The following is a 23,925-nucleotide window of genomic DNA, read 5'->3' as shown; positions in this document are numbered from 1 at the left end:
TCCGGTACGGCTCAACGGCCGGTCATCACGAGTGTCGTCACGGAGTTGGCGGGCAACGTCAGCTTCGACGTCGCCGCCAGCCCGGTGATCTCCCTGGTCTGCGGCACGATGGCGGCCGGCGCGGCGAGGCTGTTGCGCCCCGCCGGGTCGCCGGTGAGCGTGGTGAGCGTCCCGGTGCCGTCGACCGCGGTGACGCCGGTGAGCGCCAGCCGCGTGGTCTGCACCTGGCCGGTCGGGTTGACGAGCTTGACCGTGAAGGTCTTCTTCCCTCCCTTGGTGGTCACGTTGACCACCTGGCGCAGCGGGCTGCCCTGGTTGAGGCGGCTGGTCACGATCTGCTTGCCGAGCGTGCTGGAGAACATCTGCTGCACCCAGTACGACGGCGAGCCGTAGCTGCTCCCGGCGTCGAACCCGATCAGGTTGACCGGCCAGCTGGACTGGTTCTCCTGCACCAGCACCGGCGCGTACATCGAGCCGATGACGACGTCGCTGTTGCGTTCGAGCCCGGTGAGGAACGCGGCCTCGCCGATGGCGGCGGCCAGGGTGCCGGTGGGCCGGCCGTCCTGGGCGCCGTACTCGCCGACGAGGATGTCCGGGCCGGAGCGGTCCGCGGTGTCGTAGCGGGTCGAGTTGTCCGTGAACCACTGCGGCGACTGGTAGTAGTGGTCGTCCGCGGCGTCCGGGCGCACTCCGGTGGACGTGCTCGAGGCGGCCCCGCCCTGAAGGCCGCCGGTCGTGGCGATGACCGTCAGCTGCGGGTACTTCGCCTTGATCGCGTTGTACATGTCGGTGAAGCGCCAGGCGTAGCTGCCCGAGCCGTCGAACCAGTCCTCGTTGCCGACCTCGACGTAGTGCAGGTCGAACGCCGCCGGGTGCCCGTCGGCGACCCGCTTCGCGCCCCACGTCGTGGAGGCGTCGCCGATGGCGTACTCGATCTCGTCGAGGGCCTCCTGGACGTACTGCGGGTAGTCGGCCTGGCTGACGTGCTGGCCGTTGAGCGTGTAGCCGGCGAACAGCGCCAGCAGCGGCTGGGCGCCGATGTCCTCGGACAGCTTGAGGTAGTCGAGGATGCCGAAGCCGTCGGTGGACCAGTAGCCCCACGCGGTGTTCTGGTGGCCCGGACGATCCTCCTGCTTGCCGATGGTGTTCTTCCAGGCGAACCGCGTGTCGAGCGTGTTGCCTTCGAGGAAGTTGCCGCCCGGGACGCGGAACAGGCCGAGCTTCATCGCGGCGAGCTTCTGCCCGAGGTCGAGCCGGACGCCGTGGTTCTTGAAGGTCGGCGGGAACAGCGAGACCTGCTGGAACCAGGCGTCCCCGGCGAGGGCCTTCTTGGTCTTGTTCACCAGCGAGACGACGATCCGGTTGTCGGTGGACGTCGTGATCGTCGACGGCGTGGTGAAGCTGAACGTCTGCTGCGCCCAGTCCGCGCCGACGGGCTGGACGTCCTTGCTCGCCAGCACGGTGCCGTCCGGCTTCTCCAGGCTGACGCGGACCGCGCCGGTCCACGTGCCCTTGGCGAAGAAGCTGCCGGTGTACTTCGTGGCCGGTTTCGCGGCGACGCCGTAGTAGCCGACGTTGGCGGCGGCCACGCGTCCACCGGCCGGGACCGCGTCGGCGTGCAGCTTGAGCGAGCGGTCGAGGGCGGTGTTGAGCGGCGTCGCGGTGTCGATCGCGTAGGTGCCGGTCGCGCCGGCCGAGGTGAGCAGCGACCAGTACGGGACCGGGGTGTCGCCTGCGCCGCTGCCGCGCTGGTAGGCCTCCTTGAAGGTGCGGTTGCGGACCAGCTCGGCGTACAGCCCGCCTTCGACGGAGTGGCTGATGTCCTCGAGGATCGAGCCGTAGGTGGTCGGGCGGGTGTTGGCGCGGACGACGTTGGCGTCGACGGCCAGCTGGTTGGCGCCAGCGAGGGTGCCGATCTGGGCGGCGGTGAGCGAGAAGCGGCGCAGCTCCAGTTCGTCGACCGCACCGGTGAACCCGGCGCCGACCGTCAGGGGCGCCGCCGCGGTCCCGGAGGCCGGGCAGGCGGAGACGTCCAGGGTCGTGCCGGTCGGGGTGCCGCAGGTGCTGATGACCGTCGCCGCGTCGCCGTCGGCGTAGACGGTGAGCCGCTGCGACGCACGGTCGAGGACGACGGCGGCGTGGTGCCAGTTGCCGTCGGCGAGTCCGCCCCCGGTGGTCGTCACCTGGATCGTGCCGACGCGGGCGGTGAGCTTGCCGCCGGTCACGCCGAGCGCGTAGCCGTCGCCGTGGTCGACGAGGGTGCCGTCCGCGGTGGTGCGGAACCAGGCGGCCAGGGAGAGCGAGCCGGTGCCGGTGTCGAACGCGGGCGAGGTACCCAGGTCCACAGTGGACTTGCCGTCGAGCTGGACGGCTTTGCCCGCGGCGCCCGCGGTCCAGGTCGCTCCGCGAAGGGTGCCGTCGGCCGCATTGGCCGAAGAGTCACGTGCGACCGTACCCGTGCCTTCGTCGAAGTGCCACGAGCCGCTGGCGGCGAGCGCGGCGACGGCGGACGCGGTCAGCGGCGTCGGGTACGCGCGGACGTCGTCCACTCCCCCGGCGAACCAGTCGGCCGGGCTGCCGGCCCACTTGCCGCGCCCGATGACCAGGTGCCCGCCCGCGGTCCACGGCGTGGTGAACGGGACGCTCTGCTGCAGGGTTCCGTTGACGTACAGGGAAAGCGTGCCGGCCGCGCGGTTGTGGACGCCGACGACGTGCTGCCACTGGTCGGCCTGCGCGGGCAGCGTCGACACCGCCGCGGACGACGCCGTGTCGCCGTCGGCTGCCCGGCGCGTGAAGGCGAACCGGCCGTCGGCGGCGCGCTGGAGGTAGAAGCCGCTGATCGTCGAGCCGTCGACGCTCACCGCGGTCCGGAAGCCGGAGGCCGCGGTCGGCTTGACCCACGCGGACACCGAGAAGCTCTGCGCGGTGTCGACCACGGGGGCCGGGGCGTCGATGGCGGCATCGGTGCCGTCGAGCGTGACGCCGTGCGGGCCGACTACGCCGTCGCCCCAGGTCGCGCCGCCGGTCAAGGTCGCGGTGCGCGCGTCGAGGGAGTCGTCGGCCGCCGTGGTGCCGGTGCCTTCGTCGAGGGCCCAGTGCCCGGCGATGGCGAGGCGGGCGGCGTCGGACGGGGTCAGCGCACCGGAGTACGCGCGGACGTCGTCGATCGTGCCGTCCACGTAGTCCACCGGGTTGCCGCCGTACTTGCCGCGGCCGATCACCAGGTGACCGGTGCCGGCCCAGCCGACGGGCGCGGAGACCGTCGCCTGCCGGGTGCCGTCGACGTACAACGACAGCGTTGACATCGCGGCGTCGAAAACCCCGGTGAGCTGGTACCACTGGCCGGCGACGGGGTCGAAGTTCGCGCCCGCGACAACACCGTCGGTCGGGGCGTCCCCGGCGAGGCGGGTGAAGGCGAACCGGCGCGAGTCGTCGCGGAACTGCAGGAAGAAGGTGCTGACCTGGGTTCCGTCGATGCTCACGAACGTCTGGTAGCCCGAGGTCTTGTCGAGCTTGACCCAGCTGCTGACGGAGAAGCTCTTGGTGGTGTCGAGCACGGGCGCGCCCGCGTCGGCGAACCCGCCCGCGCCGTCCGTCGTCAGGGCGCCGCCGCGGATGCCGGGGCCCCAGCCCGCGCCGGAGTTCAGGGTGGCGGGGTGGTCCCCCGCGCTGTCGGCGGCGGTGGTCCCGCTGCCTTCGTCGAACGTCCAGTGCCCGGCGAGCGCCGAGGCGGGCTCCGCCGCGCCGGCCGTCGCGGGCAGGGCGGAGAACAAGGTCAGGGCCGCGAGCACGGCCAGGATGCGCCGCATCATCGACGGCTCCCTCGGGTCACGAGGCGCTGCAGGACGATGAAGACGAACAGGAGGGCACCGGTGATGATCGAGGTCCACCAGGAGTTGAGGGTGCCGTCGAAGGTGATCAGCGTCTGGATGATGCCCAGCACCATGATCCCGAGCACGGTGCCCAGCACGTAGCCGGAACCGCCGGTGAGGATGGTGCCGCCGATGACGACCGCGGCGATCGCGGTCAGCTCGAGCCCGACGCCGTTGAGCGGGTCGCCGGAAGACTTGTACAGCACGAGAAGCAGCCCGCCCAGCGCCGAGCAGAAGCCGCTGATCGTGTACACCGCGATCTTCGTGCGGCCCGTCTTGAGGCCCATCAGCATCGCGGACTGCGCGTTGCCGCCGATCGAGTAGACCGTGCGCCCGAACCGGGTGAAGGCCAGCACGTACACCGCGATGGCGACGACGACCAGCGCGGCGACCACGCTGATCGAAATGTGCAGCTCGCCGCCGAGCGGGATCTGCGTCTGGGCGAGGGTGGCGATCGTCGGGTTGTCGATCGAGTACGCCTCGGTGCTGATCGTGTAGCAGAGCCCGCGGGCGAAGAACATCCCGATCAGCGTGGCGATGAACGGCTGGATCTCGAAGAAGTGGATGAGCGCGCCCATCCCGGCGCCGAGCAGCGCGCCGACGACCAGGACGACCGCGATCGCCGCGTACGCGGGCCAGCCGTGCTTCTGCATCAGGTCGCCGGAGACCACTGTGGACAGTGCGACGACCGACCCGACGGAGAGGTCGATGCCGCCGGTGAGGATCACGAACGTCATCCCGACCGCGACCACGAGCAGGAAGGCGTTGTTGATGAACAGGTCGAGCACGACCTGCCCGGATCCGAACGCGTCGTAGCTGGACGCGCCGAAGATGTACGCCCCGATGAGCAGCGCCATCGTCGCGAGGATCGGCAGGTGCCGTTGCCGCGGCCGGTACCCGCGGATGCGGTCCAGGGTGGTCATGCCGTGACCTCGACCTTCTCGGGAGCGGACTCCGGCGCCGGCTGCCCGGCCGGGGGTGTCCGGCGGCGCCGGAGCTTGCGGCGGAACGCGGGCGACTGCAGCAGGCACACCGCCAGCACGACGACGGCCTTGAAGAGCATGATCGCCTCGGGCGGGATGCCGAGGGCGTAGACGGTGGTGGTCAGCGTCTGGATGAGCAGCGCGCCGATCACCGCGCCGCCGATGGAGAACCGGCCGCCGGTCAGCTGCGTGCCGCCGACGACGACGGCGAGGATCGCGTCCAGTTCGATGAACAGCCCGGCGTGGTTGGCGTCGGCGCTGTGCACGTTCGCGCTGATCATCAGCCCGGCGATGCCGGCGCACAGCGCGCAGAAGACGTAGACGAGCCAGGTCAGCCGGGCCGACCGGAGACCCGCCAGCCGGCTGGCCTCGGGGTTGCCGCCGACGGCCTCGACGAGCAGGCCGAGCGCGGAGCGGCGGACCAGCAGCGAAGCGAGCACGAACACGGCCAGGGCGATGAGGATCGCGCTCGGCAGGGTCAGCACGAACCCGCTGCCAATCCACTCGTAGGGCGCGGAGTTGATCGTGATGATCTGGCCGCCGGAGATCAGCTGCGCGATCCCGCGGCCGGCGACCATGAGGATGAGCGTGGCGATGATCGGCTGGATGCCCAGCGCGGCGACGAGCCAGCCGTTCCACACGCCGAGCACCAGCGACAGGCCCAGCGCCAGCCCGACCGCGACGAGCGTGGCACCCACGCCGTCGGGGTGGTCGGCGATCCACAGACAGGCCAGCGATCCGCTGATCGCGACGACCGCGCCGACCGAGAGGTCGATGCCGCGGGTGGCGATGACGAGCGTCATGCCGATCGCGATGAGGATCAGCGGGGCGCCGTTCTTCAGGATGTCGACGAGGTTCCCGTAGAGGTGACCGTCGCGCAGTTCGATCTTGAAGAACGACGGGCTCGCGATGAGGTCGCCCAGCAACAGCACCAGCAACGCCACCACGGGCCAGAAGAGCCGCTTCTTCGTCAAGCCGGTCATGCCTGCACCCCTTCGGCCATCGTGGCCATGACGTCGTCCGCGGTGAGCCCCTGGTTCTCCCGTTGCGCCACCACCTTCCGGTCGCGCAGCACCACGACGCGGTGGCTGAGCCGGAGCACCTCCTCCAGCTCCGCGGAGATGTACACGACGGCCATCCCGTCGGCCGAGAGCTGGGTGACCAGCCGCTGGATCTCCGTCTTGGCGCCGATGTCGATGCCGCGGGTCGGCTCGTCGAGGATGAGCAGCCGCGGTTCGGTGATGAGCCAGCGGGCCAGCAGCACCTTCTGCTGGTTGCCGCCGGAGAGGTTGCCGACCAACGCCTCGGGGTCGGCGGGACGGATGTCGAGCGTCTTGATGTACTTCTGCGCGATCTCGTCCTGGCGGCGGCGGGACAGCGGCCGCGCCCAGCCGCGGGAGGCCTGGAGCGCGAGGACGATGTTCTCCCGGACGGTCAGCTCTTCGACCAGGCCTTCGGTCTTGCGGTTCTCCGAGCAGAACGCGATCCGGTGGTCGAGCCCGGCGCGCGGGGTGCGCAGGTTCGTGGCCTCGCCGTCGACGCGGACGGATCCGCTGTCGGCGTGGTCGGCGCCGAAGAGCAGGCGGGCGAGCTCGGTGCGCCCGGAACCGAGCAGCCCGGCCAGCCCGACGACCTCGCCGGCGTGGATGTCGAGGCTGAACGGCTCGACACCGCCCTTGCGGCCGAGGTCCTCGGCGGACAGGAGCACCGGCGCGCCGGCGACCTCGGCCCGGGTCGGCCCGGACTCCTCGAGCTTCTCCAGGACCCGCAGCTCCTTGCCGATCATCTTCGTCACCAGGTCGACCGGCGTGATGTCCGCGGTGCGGTACTCGCCGATCAGCTTTCCGTTGCGCAGCACGGTCATCCGGTCGGCGACGGCGAAGACCTGGTCGATGAAGTGGGAGACGAACAGGATCGCCAGGCCCTGCTCGCGCAGGGACCGGACGACCGTCAGCAGCCGCTCGACCTCACCGGTGTCCAAACTGGACGTCGGCTCGTCGAGGACCAGCACCCGCGCGTCGACGTCGAGCGCGCGGGCGATCGCGACCAGCTGCTGCACCGCGATCGAACACGTGCTCAGCTCGGCCGAGACGTCCACGTGGACGTCCAGCCGGGCGAGGAGCTCCTCGGCCCGCCGCCGCATCGGGCCCCACTGGATGCGGCCGAAGCGGCGGGGTTCCCGGCCGAGGCAGACGTTCTCCGCCACGGACAGGTTCGGGCAGAGGTTGACCTCCTGGTAGACCGTGCTGATGCCGGCCCGTTGCGCCTCGCCGGGACCGCCGAAGGCGGCGGCGGTCCCGGCGAGGGTGATCGTGCCCGCGTCCACTCCGTAGACCCCGGTCAGCACCTTGATCAGGGTGGACTTGCCGGCACCGTTCTCCCCCATCAGCGCGTGGACCTCGCCCGGGAAGAGGCGGAAGTCGACGCCGTCGAGGGCGGTGACGCCGGGGAACTCCTTGCGGATCCCGGTCATGGACAGAATTTCGGCGGGCATGCGGGACCCCTCAGTACTGGCGCTGCGGCAGGGCGGCCTTGGCCGACGCCTGGTCGAACTCGGTCTCCTGCGTCTCGATGCGCTCGGGCACCGACTCGCCGGCGGCGACCTTCTTCACCAGGTCCATCAGCTGCGGGCCGAGCAGCGGGTTGCACTCGACGACGTGGTTGATCTTGCCGTCGGCCAGTGCCGTCAGCGCGTCCTTCACGCCGTCGACGGAGACGATCTTGATGTCCTTGCCCGGGACCTTGCCCGCGGCTTCGATCGCCTCGATGGCGCCGAGCGCCATGTCGTCGTTGTGCGCGTAGAGGACGTCGATCTTGGGCTGGGACTTGAGGAAGGCCTCCATGACCTCCTTGCCCTTGGCGCGGGTGAACTCACCGGTCTGCGAGGCGACGATCTTGTACTTCGGGTCCGCCGCGATGACGTCCGCGAAGCCCTTCTTGCGGTCGTTCGCCGGGGCCGAGCCCGTGGTGCCTTGCAGCTCGACGATGTTGACCTGGCCGGTGGCGCTGCCGAACTCCTTGGTCAGCCACTGCCCCGCCTTCTTGCCCTCGGCGATGAAGTCCGAGCCGAGGAAGGTCTTGTAGAGCGTCTTGTCCGGCGAGTCGATCGCGCGGTCGGTGAGGATGACCGGGATGTTGGCCGTCTTGGCTTCCTTGAGGACGGTCTCCCAGCCGGACTCCACCACCGGCGAGAAGGCGATGACCTTGACCTTCTGCTGGATGTAGGAGCGGATCGCGGAGATCTGGTTCTCCTGCTTCTGCTGCGCGTCGGAGAACTTGAGCTCGATCCCGGCGGTCTTCGCCGAGTCCTGGATCGACTTGGTGTTGGCCGTCCGCCACCCGCTCTCGGCGCCCACCTGGGCGAACCCGAGCGTGATCGCCCCGCCGGAGCTGCCGGAGGACCCGCCACTCCCGCAGGCGGTGAGCAGGACGAGTCCGGCCGCCGCGGCCGCCGCGGCGGCCCATCGCTTCTTCAGCACGTTCACTCCTCGATCGACGGTGATCTTTGTTGTTAGCGTTAACATTCGGAGCTGGTCTTCTCGGGTCGGGCGCGCGTACGGCGCTAACGCGGCCCGGTGCTTTCGCGGACGATCAGCTCGGGCACGACCAGGGCGCGCGCGTGCCGGTCGCCCCCGTCCATCCGCTGGGTGAGCAGGCCGAACGTGCGCCGGCCCACTTCGATGAAGTCCTGGCGCACCGTGGTCAGCGGCGGCGTGAAGTACGCCGCCTCGGGCACGTCGTCGAACCCCGCGACGCGCACGTCCCGCGGCACCGAGACGCCGGCCTCGGCGAACGCGCGGAGCAGGCCGAGCGCCATCTGGTCGTTGCCGGCGAAGACGGCGTCGAGAGCGCCTTCCTTGGCGAGGGATCGCCCCGCCTCGTAGCCGGAGCGCGAGCTCCAGTCACCGCGGATGACCTCCGGCACGTCCACGCCGTGGCGTTCCAGGGTCTCCCGCCAGCCGAGCTCGCGGTCGCGGGCCTCCAGCCAGTCCTCCGGTCCGGCGACGTGCCAGACCGTGCGGTGTCCCAGCGCCAGCAGGTGTTCGGTGGCGCGGCGGGCGCCGTCGCGCTGGTCGACGGAGATCACCGGGACCGGCGCGGTCTCCCCGCCCCCGACGGCGACGACCGGGAAGTCCGCGGGCGCGGCTTCCAGGGCGCGGCCCGCGGTGACGTGCGGGGCGATGACGATGATGCCCTCGACGGCCTGGCGGCGGAGGTTCTCCACCGCGTCGGCGATCGAGGACCGGCCCGGCCGGCTGACGCTGGAGATCGTGATCGCGTACCCGGCTTCGCGGGCGGCGTTCTCGATGCCGTAAAGCGTGCTGGCCGGACCGTAGAGGTTGGACTCGAGCGCGACGACGCCGAGCGTGCCGGTGCGTCCGGTGACGAGCGCGCGGGCCGCGGAGTTCGGGCGGTAGCCCAGTTCTTCGATGGCGGCGAGCACCCGGGCGCGGGTTTCGGGGCGCACCGGACCGGTCCCGTTGATGACCCGGGAGACGGTCATGTGCGACACGCCGGCCACGCCCGCGACGTCGGTCAGGCTGGGCTGCCGCGTCCCGGCGGCAGTCACCCTGACGGGGCCGCCGGAGCGGGGTCGTTCAGCCACCGGCGTCCCCTTCCGTCCGCTTCGACGTGGTGCCCGTCACCCGTTCGGGTGGCGGCGAGGAGTCAGTGTTAGCGATAACACCGACGCGGTCAAGACCGGGGTGCGTAACGGTCTCGTCACGTGCGCCGCAGTGGTACCTCTTCGTGGCTTCGCGGCTGGACCTGCGGGAAAGGCTGTTACTTGATCACCGGATGCCGGGGACCACGGTGTTCAAGGGGCATGTTCGGCGCCGCGCCGCGACGTCACAGGGCCAGCGAAGCCGCCACCGGGAGGTGATCGCTGCCGGTCGCGGGCAACGTCCACGCCGCCGTCGGCCGCACCCCCGTCACGAAGACCTGGTCGATCCGGGCCATCGGCAGCCCGGCCGGCCAGCTGAAGCCGAAGCCGTCGCCCGCCTCGTCCTGCGCCGACTTCATCCGCGCGGTGATGGGCGCCAGCGCCCGGTCGTCGGCCGTGCCGTTGAAGTCGCCGACCAGCACCGTGCGCGGCGACGGCTCCCCCGCCACCGCATCGGCGAGCAGGCCGATCGCCTCGTCGCGGCCGTTCGCCGTGAAGCCCGAGTCGAGCCGGACCCGCACCGACGGCAGGTGCGCGACGAAGACCGCCACCGGACCCTTCGGAGTGTCCACTGTGGACCGCAGCGCGCGGGTCCACGGCATGATCGCCACCGGTCGCGTGTCGCGCAGCGGGAACGTGCTCCAGACCCCGACCGTCCCCTGCACCGAGTGGTGCGGATAGCTCGCGGCGAGCGCGTCCTCGTACTTCGGGATCTCGGACTTCTTCAGCTCCTCCAACGCGATCACCTGCGCGCCCGAGGCGGCCAGTGCGCGCGCGGTCCCGGCCGGGTCCGGGTTCTCGTCGTTGACGTTGTGCGAAACGATCGTCAGGTCGCCGCCGGCTTCGGTCCGGTCGAACAGCCTGCCGCCGAAGTACCCGCCCCAGACCAGCGCGGGCAGCAGCAACGACACCAGCGCGAGCGCCGAGCGCCGGACCAGTGCGGCCACGAACAGGGGCAGCACGAGCAGTCCCGTCCACGGCAGGAACGTCTCCAGCAGGCTGCCGGCGTTGCCCACCCAGTTGGGCACCAGCGGGTGCGCGAGCAGCAGCACCGCCGTCAGCGCGGAGAACACCGCGATGACCCGCCCGCGGCGCCAGGTCCCGCGGTCCGGCAAGGTCTTTTCCGGTTCGAGGGTCGCGGTCATCGCGTGGCCGCCGGCAGTTCGCGCTGGATGGCGGCGATGAGCGTCCGGCTGTTCTCGAGCGCGGCGCTCAGCCCCTGCGCCGGGCTCCCGCCCGGGTTCTGGTGCAGGACGACGCCGAGGATGAGCTTGCCGCCCGGCCCCTTCGCCGCCCACATCAGCGCCCCGCCGGCGGCGGTCGACGAACCGGTCTTCAGCCCGATCACGCCGTCCCGGCCGAGGAGGGTGTTCGTGTTGACGACACCGGGCACGCCGTCGACGCGCAGGCTCGTCGTGGCGACGATCTCGCGGATCACGGCGTTGCGCATCACTTCGCGGGCCAGGCGCAGCTGGTCGGTGGCGGTGCTCGTGGTCGAGTCCTCGACCCCGCTGGCGCCGGTGTAGGTCGTGTCGGCCATGCCGAGCGCGGCGGCCTCGCGGTTCATCTTCGCGACGAAGTCCTCTTGGCTGCCGGCGTCCCAGCGGGCGAGCAGCCGGGCGGCGTTGTTGCCGGACGGGACGAGCATCAGCGCCAGCAGGTCGCGCTCACTGACCTGCCGCCCGGCCCGCAAGGTCACGGTCGACTCTTCGCGGGAGGTCGACTCGGCGTCGGCCTGCTCGTCGACGGTGATCATCGGGCCCGCTTCGCCCGGGGCGAGCGGGTGGTCCTTGAGCACCACGAACGCGGTCATGACCTTCGTGACGCTCGCGATCGGCACCGGCCGCTGGTCCCCGCGGCTGCCCAGCGAGCCCAGGCCCTGGACCTCGGCACTGGCCTGGCCCCCGTCCGGCCACGGCAGCGCGAGGTCGACGACGGGCCGGGCGGCGCTCGCGCGGCCGTCGACCGAAGGCGGGAAGAGGACCCAGCAGGCCGCGGCGAGCGCCACCGCCGCAGCGGCGGCCAAGCCGCCGACGACGGGTGGGATGCGGGTTCGGGCCATGGGTCTCCTCCGGGTGCCGGGGCGCTTCGTGAGCGCTCTGACGTCACTGTGTCCGGGGAAGATCGCCGGGCCGTCGGGGTTCTTCGACAGGTCTGAACCAGAAGTGTCCCGGTTCTGTACCAAAGCCGGGAATGGCGCGGGACCGGCTCCCCTCGCACCGCGCGCGGAGAGAAGCCGGTCCCGCTGGTCGGACCCCTCAGCTCACGTGGACGTAGTCGACCACGAGCTGCTGCGGGAACTGGGTGCTGCCGTCGGGGTCGCCGGGCCAGTAACCGCCGACCGCGAGGTTCAAGATCACGAAGAAGTCGTGGTTGAACACCCACTGGTTGCCGCCGACGTCGGCCGGCGTGCGGGTCTGGTAGGCGTTGCCGTCGACCGACCACACGATCCGGTCCTGCGACCAGTCGATCGCGTAGGTGTGGAAGTCGTCGGAGAAGTTCGGCCCGGTGTAGGCCGCGCCGATGCCGGCCGAGCCCGAGTAGCCCGGGCCGTGGATGGTGCCGTGCACGGTGTTCGGCTCGAACCCGACGTTCTCCATGATGTCGATCTCGCCGCACTGCGGCCAGCCGACGCTGCCGATGTCCGAACCCAGCATCCAGAACGCGGGCCACATGCCCTGCCCGCGCGGCAGTTTCATCCTGGCCTCGATGTGCCCGGACGACGCGGTGAACTTGCCGGAGGTGTTGAGCCGCGCCGAGGTGTACTCGCACGCGCCGTACCAGCAGTTGTTCCCGCTGTTCTCCTTCTTCGCGGTGATCACGAGGTGGCCCTGGCCGTCGAGCGCCGCGTTGGCGGTGCCGTCGGTGTACCACTGCCGCTCGTGGTTGTTCACGTTGTCGCCGGTCTCGTGGACCCACTTCGAGCCGTCGACGCCGCTGCCCGCCGGGCCGTCGAAGTCGTCGTTGAAGCTCGCGAGCGGTGCCGCCGGTGCGGCCTGGACCTGCGGTGCGGCCACCACGGCGCCTGCGATGAGCAGGGCCGCGGGCGCCACCAGCAGGCGGGTGGTCCGCCGCCATCGGGCGGAGTTCGTGGTCGACATCGTCGTCGCCCCTTCCGTTCCGGGGGCGACGGCTGGCGGCTCACCGGCACCCTATTTGTTGTGGATGGCAACAAAGTATGAACGGGTACCTGGCGAAGAACAAGGCTAACCGGTCGGACATTTTCCGACGAGTACCCGATGGTCCGGACCACCGGGTACTTTCGGGCAACTTCAGCGCTGGATGCAGTCGAGCCCGAGCCCGACGCCGGTGGCGACGTACTGGCAGATGTGCGACGCGTGCGCCACATCGGTCTCGGTACAACCCAAGGGCACCCCGAGCAGGTCGACCGCGCAGTACGCGTAGAACTGGTTGGGACTGCCCGGCACCGGGTCGGCCGACGCGGGGGCCGCCGTGGCGACGGCCGAGGCGAGGGTCAGCGCGGCCGCGAGTGCGGCGATGCGGGTCTTCATGGTGGTCTCCTCCCGGAATCCCCTGTGCGCCAGGGGTTTGTGCTGGAGAAGATTCCCCGCCCGGCGCGGTTTCATCTCCGGGTCACCGGAAAGTGTCACGGAGCCGGGCCGTGGACCGAACAGCTCATGAACTTCGTCCTGCATGATTCCGTCCGAACGTCGGTGTTTCCGAACAGCTTCGATCACCTACGCTCCCCTCATGGCCGACCCGCACGAGCTCACCCGCCGCAGCTTCCTCGGCGGGGTCGCCGCCGCCGGCGCCCTCGGCGCTCTCCCGCCCGGCATGGCCGAAGCCCTCGCCGAACCCCGCGTCTCCGGCAGCCTCTCCGACGTCGAGCACGTCGTGGTCCTCATGCAGGAGAACCGCTCGTTCGACCACTACTACGGCACGATGAAGGGCGTCCGCGGCTACGGCGACCGCTCGGCGATCGTGCGGCCGAACGGCCAGGACGTCTTCCACCAGCCCGATTCCGGCCGCACCGACGGCAGGTACCTCCTGCCGTTCCGGGTGGACACGACCAAAGTGGACGGTCAGGACCTCGGCGACCTCGGCCACGGCTGGGCCGACCAGCACCAGGCGATCGCCGGCGGCGCGAACGACGCGTGGGTCGCCGCCAAGGGCGAGATGACCATGGGGTACTTCACCGACGGCGACATCCCGTTCCACCGCGCGCTCGCCGGCGCGTTCACCTTGTGCGACCACTACTTCTGCTCGGTGCAGGGCCCGACCACGCCCAACCGGCTCTACCTGTTCACCGGCACCATCGACGCCGACGCCCACGGCGGCGGCCCGGCGAACTACAACCCCGCCGACTACAAGCCGGTCTTCAGCTGGACGACCTACCCGGAACGCCTGCAGCAGAACGGGGTTTCGTGGAAGGTCTACGCCAACAAGGAGGTCGGCGACGCGGGCGGCTCCTTCGTCGGCGACTACGGCGACAACCCGCTGTGGCTCTTCAAGGCCTACCACCAGGACTACACCTCGGACCTGTCCAAAAGGGCCAGTGTGTTCAAGACCTGGGGACCGGATTCCGGGCAGGGCAAGGACGTCAACCACGTCCTCGCCGAGTTCAAGGCCGACTGCGCGAGCGGCTCGCTGCCGAAGGTGTCCTGGGTCGTCGCGCCCTACGGCTACTGCGAACACCCGGAGGCGCGCCCGGTCGACGGCGCCGCGTACACCCAGACCGTGCTGAACGCCTTGTGGGCCAACCCGAAGCTGTGGGAGTCCACTGTGGTCCTCATCAACTACGACGAGAACGACGGCTTCTTCGACCACGTGGCCCCGCCGATCGCGCCGCCGGGAACGGCGAGCGAGTACATCGGCGGCAAGCCGATCGGGCTCGGCGCGCGGGTGCCGATGACCGTGATCTCGCCGTGGAGCCGCGGCGGCTGGATCAGCTCCGAGGTCACCGACCACACGTCGGTCATCCGGTTCCTCGAACGCTGGACCGGTGTCGCCGAGCCGAACATCAGCGCGTGGCGCCGCGCCCTCTGCGGCGACCTGATGACGTGCTTCGACTTCGGCACCCCGACCGTGCAGATCCCGCTGCTGCCGGACACCGCCGCGCTGCGCAAGCAGGCCGATGACACCCAGAAGAAGCTGCCGAAACCCGCGCCGCCCGCGACCGGCAAGCAGCAGGTCCCGGTGCAGGAAGCCGGCACCCGTCCGGCCCGCGCCCTCCCCTACCGGCCGCTGGTGACGACGTCGCTGAGCGCGGACCGCCAGATCCTGACCACGACGTTCGCCAACCAGGGCACCGCGGCCGTGCAGCTGATGGCCCACCGCAACGACGGCCAGACCGACGGCCCGTGGCCGTACGACCTCGCGCCCGGGGCGCAGGTGAGCGACACCTGGCGGATCCAGCTCTACGGCGGCGGCAAGTACGGCGTCGCGGTGCACGGGCCCAACCGGTTCCGCTGGGTCTTCGCCGGGGACGCGAACAGCGCCGGCGCGGCGTCGACGTCACCGCCGGCTACACCACCGAGAACAAGCTGCGGCTGACGATGCGCAACAGCGGCACGACGGCCGTCAAGCTCACGATCACCGCCAACCACTACCGCACCGACGGCCCGTGGACGTATCCGCTGGCCGCCGGGCAGACCGTGACCGACGACTGGAACCCCGTCGGCAACGGTGCCGGCTGGTACGACCTGTCGGCGACGCTCGACGCCGACCCGAAGTTCCTCCGCCGGTTCAGCGGGCACGTCGAGACGGGTGCGCCGAGCGTCACCGGCTAGCCGTTCAGATATGTGACCGCAGTTCAGCCCATTGACGCTCCGGCACCGCTCACCTATAAAGGGAAAGTCCGGGTGTACGCCGCAACACCTCCGCTGTTCCTTTCCCCGGAGGCTCTTGGTGTCCACACGAAGTCGTCGTGCCGTCCTGCTCGGCGCCGCCACCGTCTCGGCCGTGCTCGCGCTGACCGGCGCGGTCACCGCGCAGGCCGCCGCCGCGAACCTCTCCGCCACCTTCGCGCGGACGTCGGTCTGGAGCGGCGGCTACGGCGGCGGCTACACGATCGCCAACCGCGGCGACGCGCCCGCCACCGGCTGGACCGTCGAGTTCGACCTGCCCGCCGGCACGGCGGTGAGCAGCTCGTGGAGCTCGGTCAAGACGCAGACCGGGCAGCACTACAAGTTCGTCAACGCGGGCTTCAACGGCACGGTCAAACCCGGCGCCACCGCGGACTTCGGCTTCAACGTCGCCGGCTCCGGCCTGCCTTCGGGCTGCACGGTGAACGGGCTCCCGTGCGCGGGCGGCGGCCCGGTCACCACGACACCGGCCACACCGACGACGACCACCACCACGACTCTCCCACCGACGACCACGACGACTCCCCCGCCCGCCGGGGACACCGTGACCGTCTCGACGGCCGCCCAGCTGCAGGCCGCACTGGCGAACGCGACCCCCGGTCAGGCGATCAAGCTCGCCGCCGGCACCTACCGCGGCTCGTTCGTCACGACCAAGGCCGGGACCGCGGCGAAGCCCATCGTCCTGTCGGGCCCGGCGAACGCCGTCCTGATCAACGACGGCCCGTCGGGTGACGCCCCGGACTGCCCGGCACCGACGGCGGGCTGGGACTCCGGCTACGGCCTGTGGCTCTCCGGCGCGCCGTACTGGAACCTGACGGGCTTCACCGTGCAGGAGTCCAAGAAGGGCATCGTCGTGGACAACTCTCCGCACACGACGATCGACGGCGTGAACGTCAACCACGTCGACGAGGAAGCGATCCACTTCCGCCGCTCGTCGGCTGACAGCGTGCTGAAGAACTCGACGATCACCTACACCGGGCTGGTGCAGCCCGGCTACGGCGAAGGCGTCTACCTCGGCTCGGCCAACTCGAACTGGGCCTGCCACGGCAACTCCGGCGGCGTCGACCGCGGCGACCGGATCCAGGTGCTGGACAACCACATCGGCCCGTTCATCGCCGCGGAGCCCATCGACGTCAAGGAAGGCACGTTCAACGGAGTGATCCGCGGCAACACCTTCGACGGCCGCGGCATCTCCGGCGAGAACTCGGCGGACTCCTGGATCGACGTCAAGGGCATCGGCTACACGATCGAGAACAACACGGGCACGTTCTCCTCGCCGGGGGTGTTCGCCAACGGGTACGAGAACCACAACACGAGCACGTCCCCGTCGTTCGACAACGGCTGCGGCAACGTGTGGCGCGGCAACAAGTCCGACCTCGGCGGCGTCGGTGCCTACGCCATCAAGATCAGCTCGGTGTCGAAGTGCGCGGCCGACCCGAACGTGGTGTACGCGTCGAACACGGTCACGAACGCGACGTCGGGACTGACGAACATCCCGGTCACGCCCTAGGTCACAGGTGCATGGCCAGCCAGAGCGCCACCCACGCCGTGGCGGCGAGCAACGCGCCCGCCGCCACGGCCAGGAGCACCCGGCGCAGGGCCAGGACGGGTTTCGCCGGTGTCTCGATGTGGTCCATGAAGTCGATCATGAACCACGCGGGCCGATCGGGACAGTCCGCGCCCACGTCCGGGCGACCCCTGCGCGGGGTACCCCGGACGGCGGCGACGCACGTCACTCCCGGCTCCGGGAACACCGGACCGGCCCGGGCGTTGTACCCACTGTCGGTACGGCGGTGCCCCCGGGCCTCACCCCTTGCCTTCACGGAATACCGGTCACGCTGGAGCCGTGTCGTGCCTTCCGCCGCGAGGCGGCCCCCGTACCGACGCCAAACTCCCGTTCCCACCCGCGGTTCCCCCGTGCCGTCGGGCGGGAACGGGTCCCCGCTAGGGAACGATCGAGTCGACGTACCCGCCGTCGACGCGCACGGCCGCGCCCGTCGTCGCCGAGGCGAGCGGGGAACTCAGGTACACCACCAGGTTCGCGATCTCTTCGGGCTCGATCAGGCGCTGCAGCAGCGACTGCGGCCGGTGCTTCTTCATGAACTCGCGCTGGGCCTCGTCCCACGGCAGGTTCTTGTCGACCAGCTCGTAGACGAAGTCCTCGACGCCGCCGGTGTGCGTCGGGCCCGCGATCACGGCGTTGACCGTGACGCCGGTCCCGGCCGTGTGCTTGGCGAACCCGCGCGAGACCCCGAGCAGCGCCGTCTTCGACACTCCGTAGTGGATCATCTCCGCCGGGATCACGATCGCCGAATCGCTGGCGATGTACTGGATCCGCCCCCAGCCGCGCTCGGTCATGCCGGGCAGGTACGCGCGGGTCAGGCGCACCGCGGCCAGGACGTTCACCTCGAAGTAGCGCCGCCAGTCCGCGTCGGTGATGTCGAGGGGCTCCTGGGCGCCGAAGATGCCGAGGTTGTTGACGAGGATGTCGGCGTCGGGCACCGCTTCGACGACCTGCGCCGCGCCGGCCTCGTCCGAGACGTCGCCCGGGGCCGGCACCAGGTCGGCGTCGGGCAGCTCTTCCTTCACCCGGGCGATGGCCTTGGCGACCCCGGTGTCACTCCGGCCGTTGATCGCGACCCGCGCGCCCGCGGCCGCGAGTCCCGCCGCGATCGCCGAGCCGATGCCCCCGGTGGACCCGGTGACCAGGGCCGTCTTCCCGCTCAGGTCGACCCGCATCGTGAAAACCCTTTCTCGCGCCCGCCGTGTCCTCCGGCCGATTCAAGCACGGCTGCCCGGTGCGCACCGGCTGGGAAATCCGGTTGCCGGACCGGCCCGGTCGCCGACAGCATCTGCGCATGACCTCCTCGCGCACCCCGCTCCTGCCGACCGTCGCCGCGACCACCGCGCCGGTCCAGCAGCAGCCGCGGCGTCCGCGGAGGTCGATCACCCCAGCGCCGTGACCGGCGCGCTGCTCGCCGGCCTGCTGGCCGGCTACGGCATCGCGATCCCGGTCGGCGCCGTCGCGACCTACCTCGTCGCGCTCACCGCCCGTACCTCGCTGCGGACCGGTCTGGCCGCGGCCCTCGGCGTCGCCACGGCGGATGGCGTGTACGCGCTGGTGGCGGTGCTCGGCGGCGCCGCGATCGCCGGCCTGGTCGCCCCGGTCGCCGGGCCGTTGCGGCTGGCGTCGGCGGGGATCCTGGTCGTGCTGGCGGTCCGGGGCGCCGTCCAGGCGCTGCGGTCCCACCGCGACACCAGCGCCCGTCCCGTGACGCCGCTCGCACCCGGCCGCGCCTACGTCAGCCTGCTCGGCATCACGCTGGTGAACCCGACGACGGTCGTCTACTTCACCGCCCTGGTCGTCGGCGACCGCGCCGGCACCGCCGTGTCGGTCCCCGAGCAGGTCGTGTTCGTCCTCGCCGCGTTCGCCGCCTCGGCGAGCTGGCAAGCGCTCCTGGCCGGCGGCGGGGCGCTGCTCGGACGGGTCCTCACCGGACCGCGGGGCCGGTTGGTGACAGCCTTGGTGTCGAGCGCGGTGATCGCCGCACTGGCCGTCCGGCTTGTCCTCTCTTGAGGTCGAAACCATTGTCCTGCAACGGTTTGTCCGGTTCCGGCCGCACGGACAAAGACGTTCGGCGGGCCGGTTCGCCGCTAGCCTGGGCGGGACACGGATCGGAGGCGGCCATGACGATGCCGATGGGAACGATGTCCGGCTGGGACGTCGCGGGGGCGACGCTGCTCGTGCTCTGGGCGCTGGCCATGTGGGCGGCGGTCGGGGTGCTGGCGTACGCGAACCGGGGGCCGGTGCGCCCGTGGGTGTACCGCGGCTCGGTCGCGGTGATCGGCGTCGGCGTGCTCGGGCAGCTCGGGCACGTCCAGGAGCACATCGCTCAGGTCGGCTACTGGCTCGGGCACCCGAACTCGCCGGCGTGGATGACGCCGTGGGGCACCGGCCTCGCCAATGGCCTGCAGATGCTCCTCCCCGGTCGCAAGACGTTCGGCATGGAACTGCTGCACCTCACGGGCAACTTCATCTTCCTCGCCGGGCTCGCCGGGGTCATGGTGATCACGCGGCGGGCGCTCGGCACGCGCGCCCGCCGCTGGGCGAAGATGGGCGTCTGGATGCAGGGCCTGCACGGGCTCGAACACCTCGTCCTCACGCTGTCGATCGGCTTCGGCGCGCCCCGGGCGATCGGGCTGTCGACGTTCTTCGGTCTCGTCGACCCGGGCATCGGCCTGACGACCTACCGCGTGTGGTGGCACTTCGTCGCGAACGTGATCGGCTCGATCATCTTCGGCCTGGCGCTGTACCACCTGTGGCGCGAACGCCGCGAGGTCCGCGCCACCTTCTTCCTCCAGCCCGTCCCGGAGCTCACCCGGCAGGCGGCGTAGCGCAGGTCAGCGTCGGCAGGGCCCAGTCCGCGTGGTCGTTGCCGTTGCCGTCGCCGCCGTCGGCCACCAGCAGGTCCAGGACCTGGGCGCCGGTGACGTCGACGTCGATCGGCACCGCGGCCTGGCCGCCCCGCACCACCGGCGTCGTGACGCGCGTGGCGCCGTCGACAGACACGCTGAAGCTCACACTGCCGCCGTTGCCCGTCTCGCCGTCGACGCCGGCCGAAGCGGTCAGCCGCGTGCAGGTGCCGGCCAGGTAGAGCTGGACGTCACTCGCCGCATGGACGCCCAGCCCCTTCGCGTACGCCACCCCGCCGATGGTCATCGGCTTGCCGTCGCCCGCGCTCGCTTCGCCGTTGCTCGTGTCGCGCTCCACCGGGCCCCAGCCGTTCGTCGCCGTCAGGAACGGCAGCGAGCTGACCGCCACCTCGCCCGCGGGTGGCGCCGGTGGCACGGCGCCGACGATCCGTTCGCCGGACACCGAACCCGGCCGCCCGGCCTGCCGATAGGCCACCGCCACCTTCAGCGCGGACGTGTCCACTGTGGAGGGAGCGGTGACGGGCCAGGTGAAGGTCGCCGTCCTGCCGCCGTCGATCTTCGCCACCGAAGGCGGGGACGCCGTTCCGACGCTCCACCCGGCGGGCGCGGTCAGCACCGGCTTGACGTCGAACGCCGGCGGTGCGCCCGCGGGCACCCGCACCGTCGCCGACGCGGTGAACCCCTGCCCGCCGGTCACGGTGTCCGGCGCGGTCAGCGACACCGCGGCCGTGGGCGCCGCCGGCATCGCGTACCGCTGGGAGTCGTAGCCCGGCGAGGCGTTCTGCTTCACCGTCAACGGCGAGCGGTAGCTGCCGTAGTTCGTCCACGCGATCGTGCCGAGGCCACCCGTGCTGCCGTCGAGGTTCCACACGGCGACGGCGATCGTGTTGTGGCCGTTGGGGTTCAGGATCCCGTTCGGGATCGGGAAGCTGTGCTGCGGCCCGAGGTAGTTGACGTACTGCCCGAGCTGCCAGCCGTTGACGAAGATCAGCGCCCGGTACTGCCGCGCGGGGTCGTCGGTGATCGTCAGGCCGAGCGAGGTGTCCTGGCCGCGTGGCAGATCGAGGTCCGCGGTGGTCCGGTACCACGACACGCCCGGTGTCGTGTCCTTCGCCGGCAGGGTGGCCGACGCCCAGCGCCCGTCGGGGAAGCCGGGCAGTGACCAGCCCGCGCGCTCGCCGTAGAGACCGCCGGTGTTGAGCGGGCCGCGGACCGGGTCGAGCCCGGTTTCACCGCCGCGGACGCCCTGCAGCCGCCAGGTCACCGACGTCAGCGGTGTCCCGGTGAGCCGCGCCGAGGTGAGCCCGCGCGCGGCTTTGTTGCCGTTGTTGGCGCCGTAGTCCTCCTCGTGTCCCATGTTGACGGTCAGCACGGAGATCTCGTTCTCCCCCGCGCGCAAGGCGCCGGTCGGGAAGGGGAACGTGTGCTGCGGATCCTTCGAGCTGCCGAGGAAGACGCCGTTGAGCCACGCCGAGAACGCGCCGGCCGGGCCGCCGCTCTGGCTCGACAGGGTGATCCCGGTCTGCTTCCCGTCGCCGGTGAACCGGCCGCGGTACCACGTGTTGCCGGTGTGGAAGCCGTAGTCGTCGGCGAAGAGCACGGGTTTCGTACCGACCGCCGTCGAGCTGTTGGAGGTGTCCTTGTCGGCCACCGGCCAGGCGGAGTCGTCGAAGCCCGGCTGGCTCTCCGGTGACTCCTGCTGGTGCTTCCAGCCGGTCAGCGCGGGCAGCGTTACGGCCTTCGCGGTCGGCGCGGAGGCGGTCAGGCTGCCACTCGGCGTCGGCTGGGTCGCGACCCAGGATCCGTTCCACGACAACGACTTCTCGGCGGCGAAGACCTCGAAGGCACCGTCGCTCCCGGTGTCGCCGGTCAGGTTCAGGGTGCCGTGGTCGTCGGCCGCGGTCCGCACCAGGTGCGTGCCGCGGACCAGCACCGGGCCCGCCGCGGTGTCCTGGCGCCAGAACGTCGCCGCCGTCGCCTTGTCCGCGAGCAGCAGGAGCAGCGGCCGCTGCCCGGGTGCGGTGACGAGCACGCGCGTCAGGCCGTCGTGGGTGTAGTTCAGCCGCAGGTCGCCGCGGGCCGCGTCCCAAGTGGACGTCGCCGCGCCGCCGAGCACCTGCACGGTGGGCTGCTTCGCGAACCGCAAGACGGTTTCGCCCGGCCCGCCCTTGTCCCCGTAGAGGACGGCGACGTCACGGCCGCCGATGGCCGCGTTCGTCATGACCTCCGACGTCGAATACTGCATGCGCGTCTGCTCGAGGTCGTACCCGGCGACGACGATCTTCGACTGACGGCCGTTCAGCGTGATCCCGGTGCCGGGCTGCTGCGGGACGACCGGGTAGTAGTCGGTGCTGCCCGAGAGCAGGTCGACGGCGTCGACCACGACGAACGGCCCGGTCGCGTTCGCGTTCTTCTGCCCGGTGACGACGATCTTGAGCGTGTGGGCGCCGGCGGGCAGTCCGCGGACCTCGTACCCGGTGACCTGGTTCTGCTTGCTCGTCGCGTAGAGGTCGACGGTGCTGACCTTCGCGTCGTCGAGGTAGACGTCGGCGATGCCGTGGCTCGGGTCCTTCGACGTCACCCAGCGGATGCCAGTGCCGGTGAAGGGGATGCTGACGCTGTCGCCGGTGACCTCCGAGAACGACTCGGTGTGCTGGTAGTCGCCGCCGGTGTAGTTCACCTCGGGACCGACGTGGCTCCAGGTGCCGGTGTAGCCGACCTCGCCGGCGCGGTCGTCGTAGGTGTAGCCGGCGTGGGCGGCAAGGTCGAGCGCGAGGCTCGTGGTGTTCGTAGCGGTGGACGTCGAGTCGGTGTGCCGCAGGGTGTGGAACTGGGTGCGAGTGTCCGGGTTGATCCGGGCGGTGTCGGTGAGGGACGCGTCGGTGAGCGGCGCGCTCGCCAGGCCGTCGGTCTTGGTCAGCGGGGCGACCGACTGGGTGAAGTAGCCGATCAGCTTGTCCTCGGTGTACTTCGGGTCGAACTGGCGGCCCTCGGTGATCGCGGCGCCGTAGTCGTAGGACGTGTAGTTCTGCGGGATCGCGCTCCAGCCCCACGACGTGCCGCCGTGCAGCATGTAGAAGCTCTGGCCGGTCGCGCCGACCGCGATGTTCTGCTTGTAGAACACGTTCGCGAACTGGTCGTTGATCAGCTGCGCGCACTTCTCGTAGCCCGGGCCGCCCCACGGGTCGAACGCGCCGCCCTGGAACTCGGCGGTGATCAGCGGCTTGCCCGGGACGTGGTCGTAGCTGATGTCGGGGACGCCGTTCCACCGCGTGGGGTTGGAGCAGTCGAAGCCCTGCGGGTAGGAGTCCGCGGCGTCGACGTCGAGCGCGGCGTCGCCGGCGTTGAAGGTGCCGTTGTTGTTGCCCACCAAGGGAACCGTGATGCCGTCGGCGCGGGCTTTGTCCTCGAGGTGCTTCATGTACGCGCGGCCGTCGGCGTTGCCGTTGTAGTACTCGTTCTCGACCTGGTAGGCGAGGACGCTGCCGGTGCCGTTGGTCAGCTGGTGGCGCGCGATGATGCGGTCGATCTGCGTCTGCCACTCGTCGGAATACTTCAGGTAGACGGGGTCGGCGCTGCGCGTGTGGCCCGGGGTGGTGGACAGCCAGGTCGGGAAGCCGCCGCCGTCGACCTCGGCGTTGATGTAGGGCCCGGGCCGCGCGATGACGTAGAGCCCGGCCTGCTGGGCCATGTCGAGGAGCTTGTCGAGGTCGCGGACGCCGGTGAAGTCGTAGACGCCCTGGCGCGGCGAGTGGTAGCCCCAGTCGAAGTAGAGCGACGTCGAGTTGAAGCCGGCCGCCTTCATCTTCTGGAAGATGTCGAGCCAGAGGTCCGGGCTCGGGAGGCGGTAGGAGTGGAACTCCCCCGACCACAGGTACGTCCGGTTGCCGTCGACCAGGAACGAGTAGCCGTCGTAGGTGACGGTGTGCGCCGCCGCCTTCGGGGGCGCGGCCGTGGCCTGCGGGACGGTCACCCCGACCAAGGCGAGCACGGCGACGAGCAGAGTCCGGACGACGGCACGCATACGGGGACCTCCGGGCGTCGGGGACCAGAACCGAACACGATCCTTTGCCGATCACACAGAAGCGGTCAAGATACAACACCGGGATGGATCAGTGCCGACGTAGTGTTAGCGCTAACTGTCCAGG

General features: G+C 70.8%; 17 protein-coding genes and 1 pseudogene. 5 read left to right on the top strand and 13 right to left on the bottom strand.

Going from position 1 to position 23,925, the window contains the following annotated elements; genetic code table 11:
- Positions 1 to 11 precede the first annotated feature (11 nt).
- From ACZ7PG_RS36940 to ACZ7PG_RS36895, 10 genes and pseudogenes are all read right to left on the bottom strand, one after another.
- A complete protein-coding gene (locus tag ACZ7PG_RS36940; RefSeq protein ID WP_470243818.1) occupies positions 12 to 3,812 on the bottom strand; it encodes a LamG-like jellyroll fold domain-containing protein in 3,801 nt (1,266 codons plus the stop codon).
- Complete coding sequence (gene yjfF / locus ACZ7PG_RS36935) at positions 3,809 to 4,795, bottom strand: galactofuranose ABC transporter, permease protein YjfF (RefSeq protein ID WP_470243817.1); 987 nt, start codon at positions 4,793 to 4,795, stop codon at positions 3,809 to 3,811. Before yjfF ends, ACZ7PG_RS36940 begins: the two co-directional genes overlap by 4 nt.
- Positions 4,792 to 5,838 (bottom strand): ABC transporter permease, encoded by a 1,047-nt coding sequence (locus ACZ7PG_RS36930; protein WP_470243816.1) that lies wholly within the window; start codon positions 5,836 to 5,838, stop codon positions 4,792 to 4,794. The genes yjfF and ACZ7PG_RS36930 overlap by 4 nt, the downstream gene beginning before the upstream one ends.
- Positions 5,835 to 7,349 carry a sugar ABC transporter ATP-binding protein gene (locus ACZ7PG_RS36925; protein WP_470243815.1) on the bottom strand — a complete coding sequence of 505 codons (1,515 nt, stop codon included), beginning with the start codon at positions 7,347 to 7,349 and terminating at the stop codon, positions 5,835 to 5,837. The genes ACZ7PG_RS36930 and ACZ7PG_RS36925 overlap by 4 nt, the downstream gene beginning before the upstream one ends.
- Before the next feature lie 10 nt (positions 7,350 to 7,359).
- Complete coding sequence (locus ACZ7PG_RS36920) at positions 7,360 to 8,379, bottom strand: ABC transporter substrate-binding protein (RefSeq protein ID WP_470243814.1); 1,020 nt, start codon at positions 8,377 to 8,379, stop codon at positions 7,360 to 7,362.
- A 38-nt stretch (positions 8,380 to 8,417) separates the two neighbouring features.
- On the bottom strand, positions 8,418 to 9,461 hold the full coding sequence (locus tag ACZ7PG_RS36915) for a LacI family DNA-binding transcriptional regulator (RefSeq protein ID WP_470243813.1): 1,044 nt from the start codon (positions 9,459 to 9,461) through the stop codon (positions 8,418 to 8,420).
- 242 nt (positions 9,462 to 9,703) lie between these two features.
- Entirely contained in the window at positions 9,704 to 10,663 is a 960-nt protein-coding gene (locus ACZ7PG_RS36910; RefSeq protein WP_470243812.1) for an endonuclease/exonuclease/phosphatase family protein, read from the bottom strand.
- Complete coding sequence (locus tag ACZ7PG_RS36905) at positions 10,660 to 11,580, bottom strand: D-alanyl-D-alanine carboxypeptidase family protein (RefSeq protein WP_470243811.1); 921 nt, start codon at positions 11,578 to 11,580, stop codon at positions 10,660 to 10,662. The genes ACZ7PG_RS36910 and ACZ7PG_RS36905 overlap by 4 nt, the downstream gene beginning before the upstream one ends.
- A 199-nt stretch (positions 11,581 to 11,779) precedes the next feature.
- Positions 11,780 to 12,619, bottom strand: a pseudogene (locus ACZ7PG_RS36900) (glycoside hydrolase family 16 protein); the annotation flags it as partial.
- Between the two features lie 171 nt (positions 12,620 to 12,790).
- Entirely contained in the window at positions 12,791 to 13,030 is a 240-nt protein-coding gene (locus ACZ7PG_RS36895) for a hypothetical protein (protein WP_470243810.1), read from the bottom strand.
- Positions 13,031 to 13,229: 199 nt separating this feature from the next.
- On the opposite strand from ACZ7PG_RS36895, the gene ACZ7PG_RS36890 reads away from it, so the two are divergent.
- The 3 genes from ACZ7PG_RS36890 (at position 13,230) to ACZ7PG_RS36880 (ending at position 16,853) form a co-directional block, all read left to right on the top strand.
- Positions 13,230 to 15,032 (top strand): phosphocholine-specific phospholipase C, encoded by a 1,803-nt coding sequence (locus tag ACZ7PG_RS36890; protein WP_470243809.1) that lies wholly within the window; start codon positions 13,230 to 13,232, stop codon positions 15,030 to 15,032.
- A gap of 2 nt (positions 15,033 to 15,034) precedes the next feature.
- A complete protein-coding gene (locus ACZ7PG_RS36885) occupies positions 15,035 to 15,268 on the top strand; it encodes a phospholipase domain-containing protein (protein ID WP_470243808.1) in 234 nt (77 codons plus the stop codon).
- 118 nt (positions 15,269 to 15,386) lie between these two features.
- Entirely contained in the window at positions 15,387 to 16,853 is a 1,467-nt protein-coding gene (locus tag ACZ7PG_RS36880) for a cellulose binding domain-containing protein (RefSeq protein WP_470243807.1), read from the top strand.
- Between the two features lies 1 nt (position 16,854).
- On the opposite strand, the gene ACZ7PG_RS36875 is transcribed toward ACZ7PG_RS36880, so the two are convergent.
- Positions 16,855 to 16,980, bottom strand: coding sequence for a hypothetical protein (locus tag ACZ7PG_RS36875; RefSeq protein ID WP_277875398.1), 126 nt, complete (start codon positions 16,978 to 16,980; stop codon positions 16,855 to 16,857).
- Positions 16,981 to 17,287: 307 nt separating this feature from the next.
- Positions 17,288 to 18,082, bottom strand: a complete 795-nt coding sequence (locus ACZ7PG_RS36870) for an SDR family NAD(P)-dependent oxidoreductase (protein ID WP_470243806.1) — start codon at positions 18,080 to 18,082, stop codon at positions 17,288 to 17,290.
- 220 nt (positions 18,083 to 18,302) lie between these two features.
- On the opposite strand from ACZ7PG_RS36870, the gene ACZ7PG_RS36865 reads away from it, so the two are divergent.
- A complete protein-coding gene (locus tag ACZ7PG_RS36865) occupies positions 18,303 to 18,920 on the top strand; it encodes a LysE/ArgO family amino acid transporter (RefSeq protein WP_470243805.1) in 618 nt (205 codons plus the stop codon).
- A 110-nt stretch (positions 18,921 to 19,030) separates the two neighbouring features.
- Positions 19,031 to 19,738 carry a DUF6008 family protein gene (locus ACZ7PG_RS36860; protein ID WP_470243804.1) on the top strand — a complete coding sequence of 236 codons (708 nt, stop codon included), beginning with the start codon at positions 19,031 to 19,033 and terminating at the stop codon, positions 19,736 to 19,738.
- Here ACZ7PG_RS36860 and ACZ7PG_RS36855 read toward each other — a convergent pair.
- Complete coding sequence (locus ACZ7PG_RS36855; RefSeq protein WP_470243803.1) at positions 19,719 to 23,801, bottom strand: beta-galactosidase; 4,083 nt, start codon at positions 23,799 to 23,801, stop codon at positions 19,719 to 19,721. The two genes, ACZ7PG_RS36860 and ACZ7PG_RS36855, sit on opposite strands and share 20 nt — an antisense overlap.
- Positions 23,802 to 23,925 lie beyond the last annotated feature (124 nt).

The sequence above is a fragment of the Amycolatopsis sp. NPDC114504 genome (assembly GCF_055633595.1).
This window is presented reverse-complemented; position numbering and strand designations above follow the sequence as displayed.

Bases quoted from the DNA above. Each gene is read 5' to 3' on its own strand.
- ACZ7PG_RS36905 (WP_470243811.1), bottom strand. From the start codon at position 11,580: ATGGCCCGAACCCGCATCCCACCCGTCGTCGGCGGCTTGGCCGCCGCT.
- ACZ7PG_RS36875 (WP_277875398.1), bottom strand. From the start codon at position 16,980: ATGGACCACATCGAGACACCGGCGAAACCCGTCCTGGCCCTGCGCCGG.
- ACZ7PG_RS36860 (WP_470243804.1), top strand. From the start codon at position 19,031: ATGACGATGCCGATGGGAACGATGTCCGGCTGGGACGTCGCGGGGGCG.
- ACZ7PG_RS36855 (WP_470243803.1), bottom strand. From the start codon at position 23,801: ATGCGTGCCGTCGTCCGGACTCTGCTCGTCGCCGTGCTCGCCTTGGTC.
- ACZ7PG_RS36920 (WP_470243814.1), bottom strand. From the start codon at position 8,379: ATGTTAACGCTAACAACAAAGATCACCGTCGATCGAGGAGTGAACGTG.
- ACZ7PG_RS36870 (WP_470243806.1), bottom strand. From the start codon at position 18,082: ATGCGGGTCGACCTGAGCGGGAAGACGGCCCTGGTCACCGGGTCCACC.
- ACZ7PG_RS36925 (WP_470243815.1), bottom strand. From the start codon at position 7,349: ATGCCCGCCGAAATTCTGTCCATGACCGGGATCCGCAAGGAGTTCCCC.
- ACZ7PG_RS36910 (WP_470243812.1), bottom strand. From the start codon at position 10,663: ATGACCGCGACCCTCGAACCGGAAAAGACCTTGCCGGACCGCGGGACC.
- ACZ7PG_RS36930 (WP_470243816.1), bottom strand. From the start codon at position 5,838: ATGACCGGCTTGACGAAGAAGCGGCTCTTCTGGCCCGTGGTGGCGTTG.
- ACZ7PG_RS36885 (WP_470243808.1), top strand. From the start codon at position 15,035: ATGCGCAACAGCGGCACGACGGCCGTCAAGCTCACGATCACCGCCAAC.
- yjfF (WP_470243817.1), bottom strand. From the start codon at position 4,795: ATGACCACCCTGGACCGCATCCGCGGGTACCGGCCGCGGCAACGGCAC.
- ACZ7PG_RS36895 (WP_470243810.1), bottom strand. From the start codon at position 13,030: ATGAAGACCCGCATCGCCGCACTCGCGGCCGCGCTGACCCTCGCCTCG.
- ACZ7PG_RS36940 (WP_470243818.1), bottom strand. From the start codon at position 3,812: ATGATGCGGCGCATCCTGGCCGTGCTCGCGGCCCTGACCTTGTTCTCC.
- ACZ7PG_RS36890 (WP_470243809.1), top strand. From the start codon at position 13,230: ATGGCCGACCCGCACGAGCTCACCCGCCGCAGCTTCCTCGGCGGGGTC.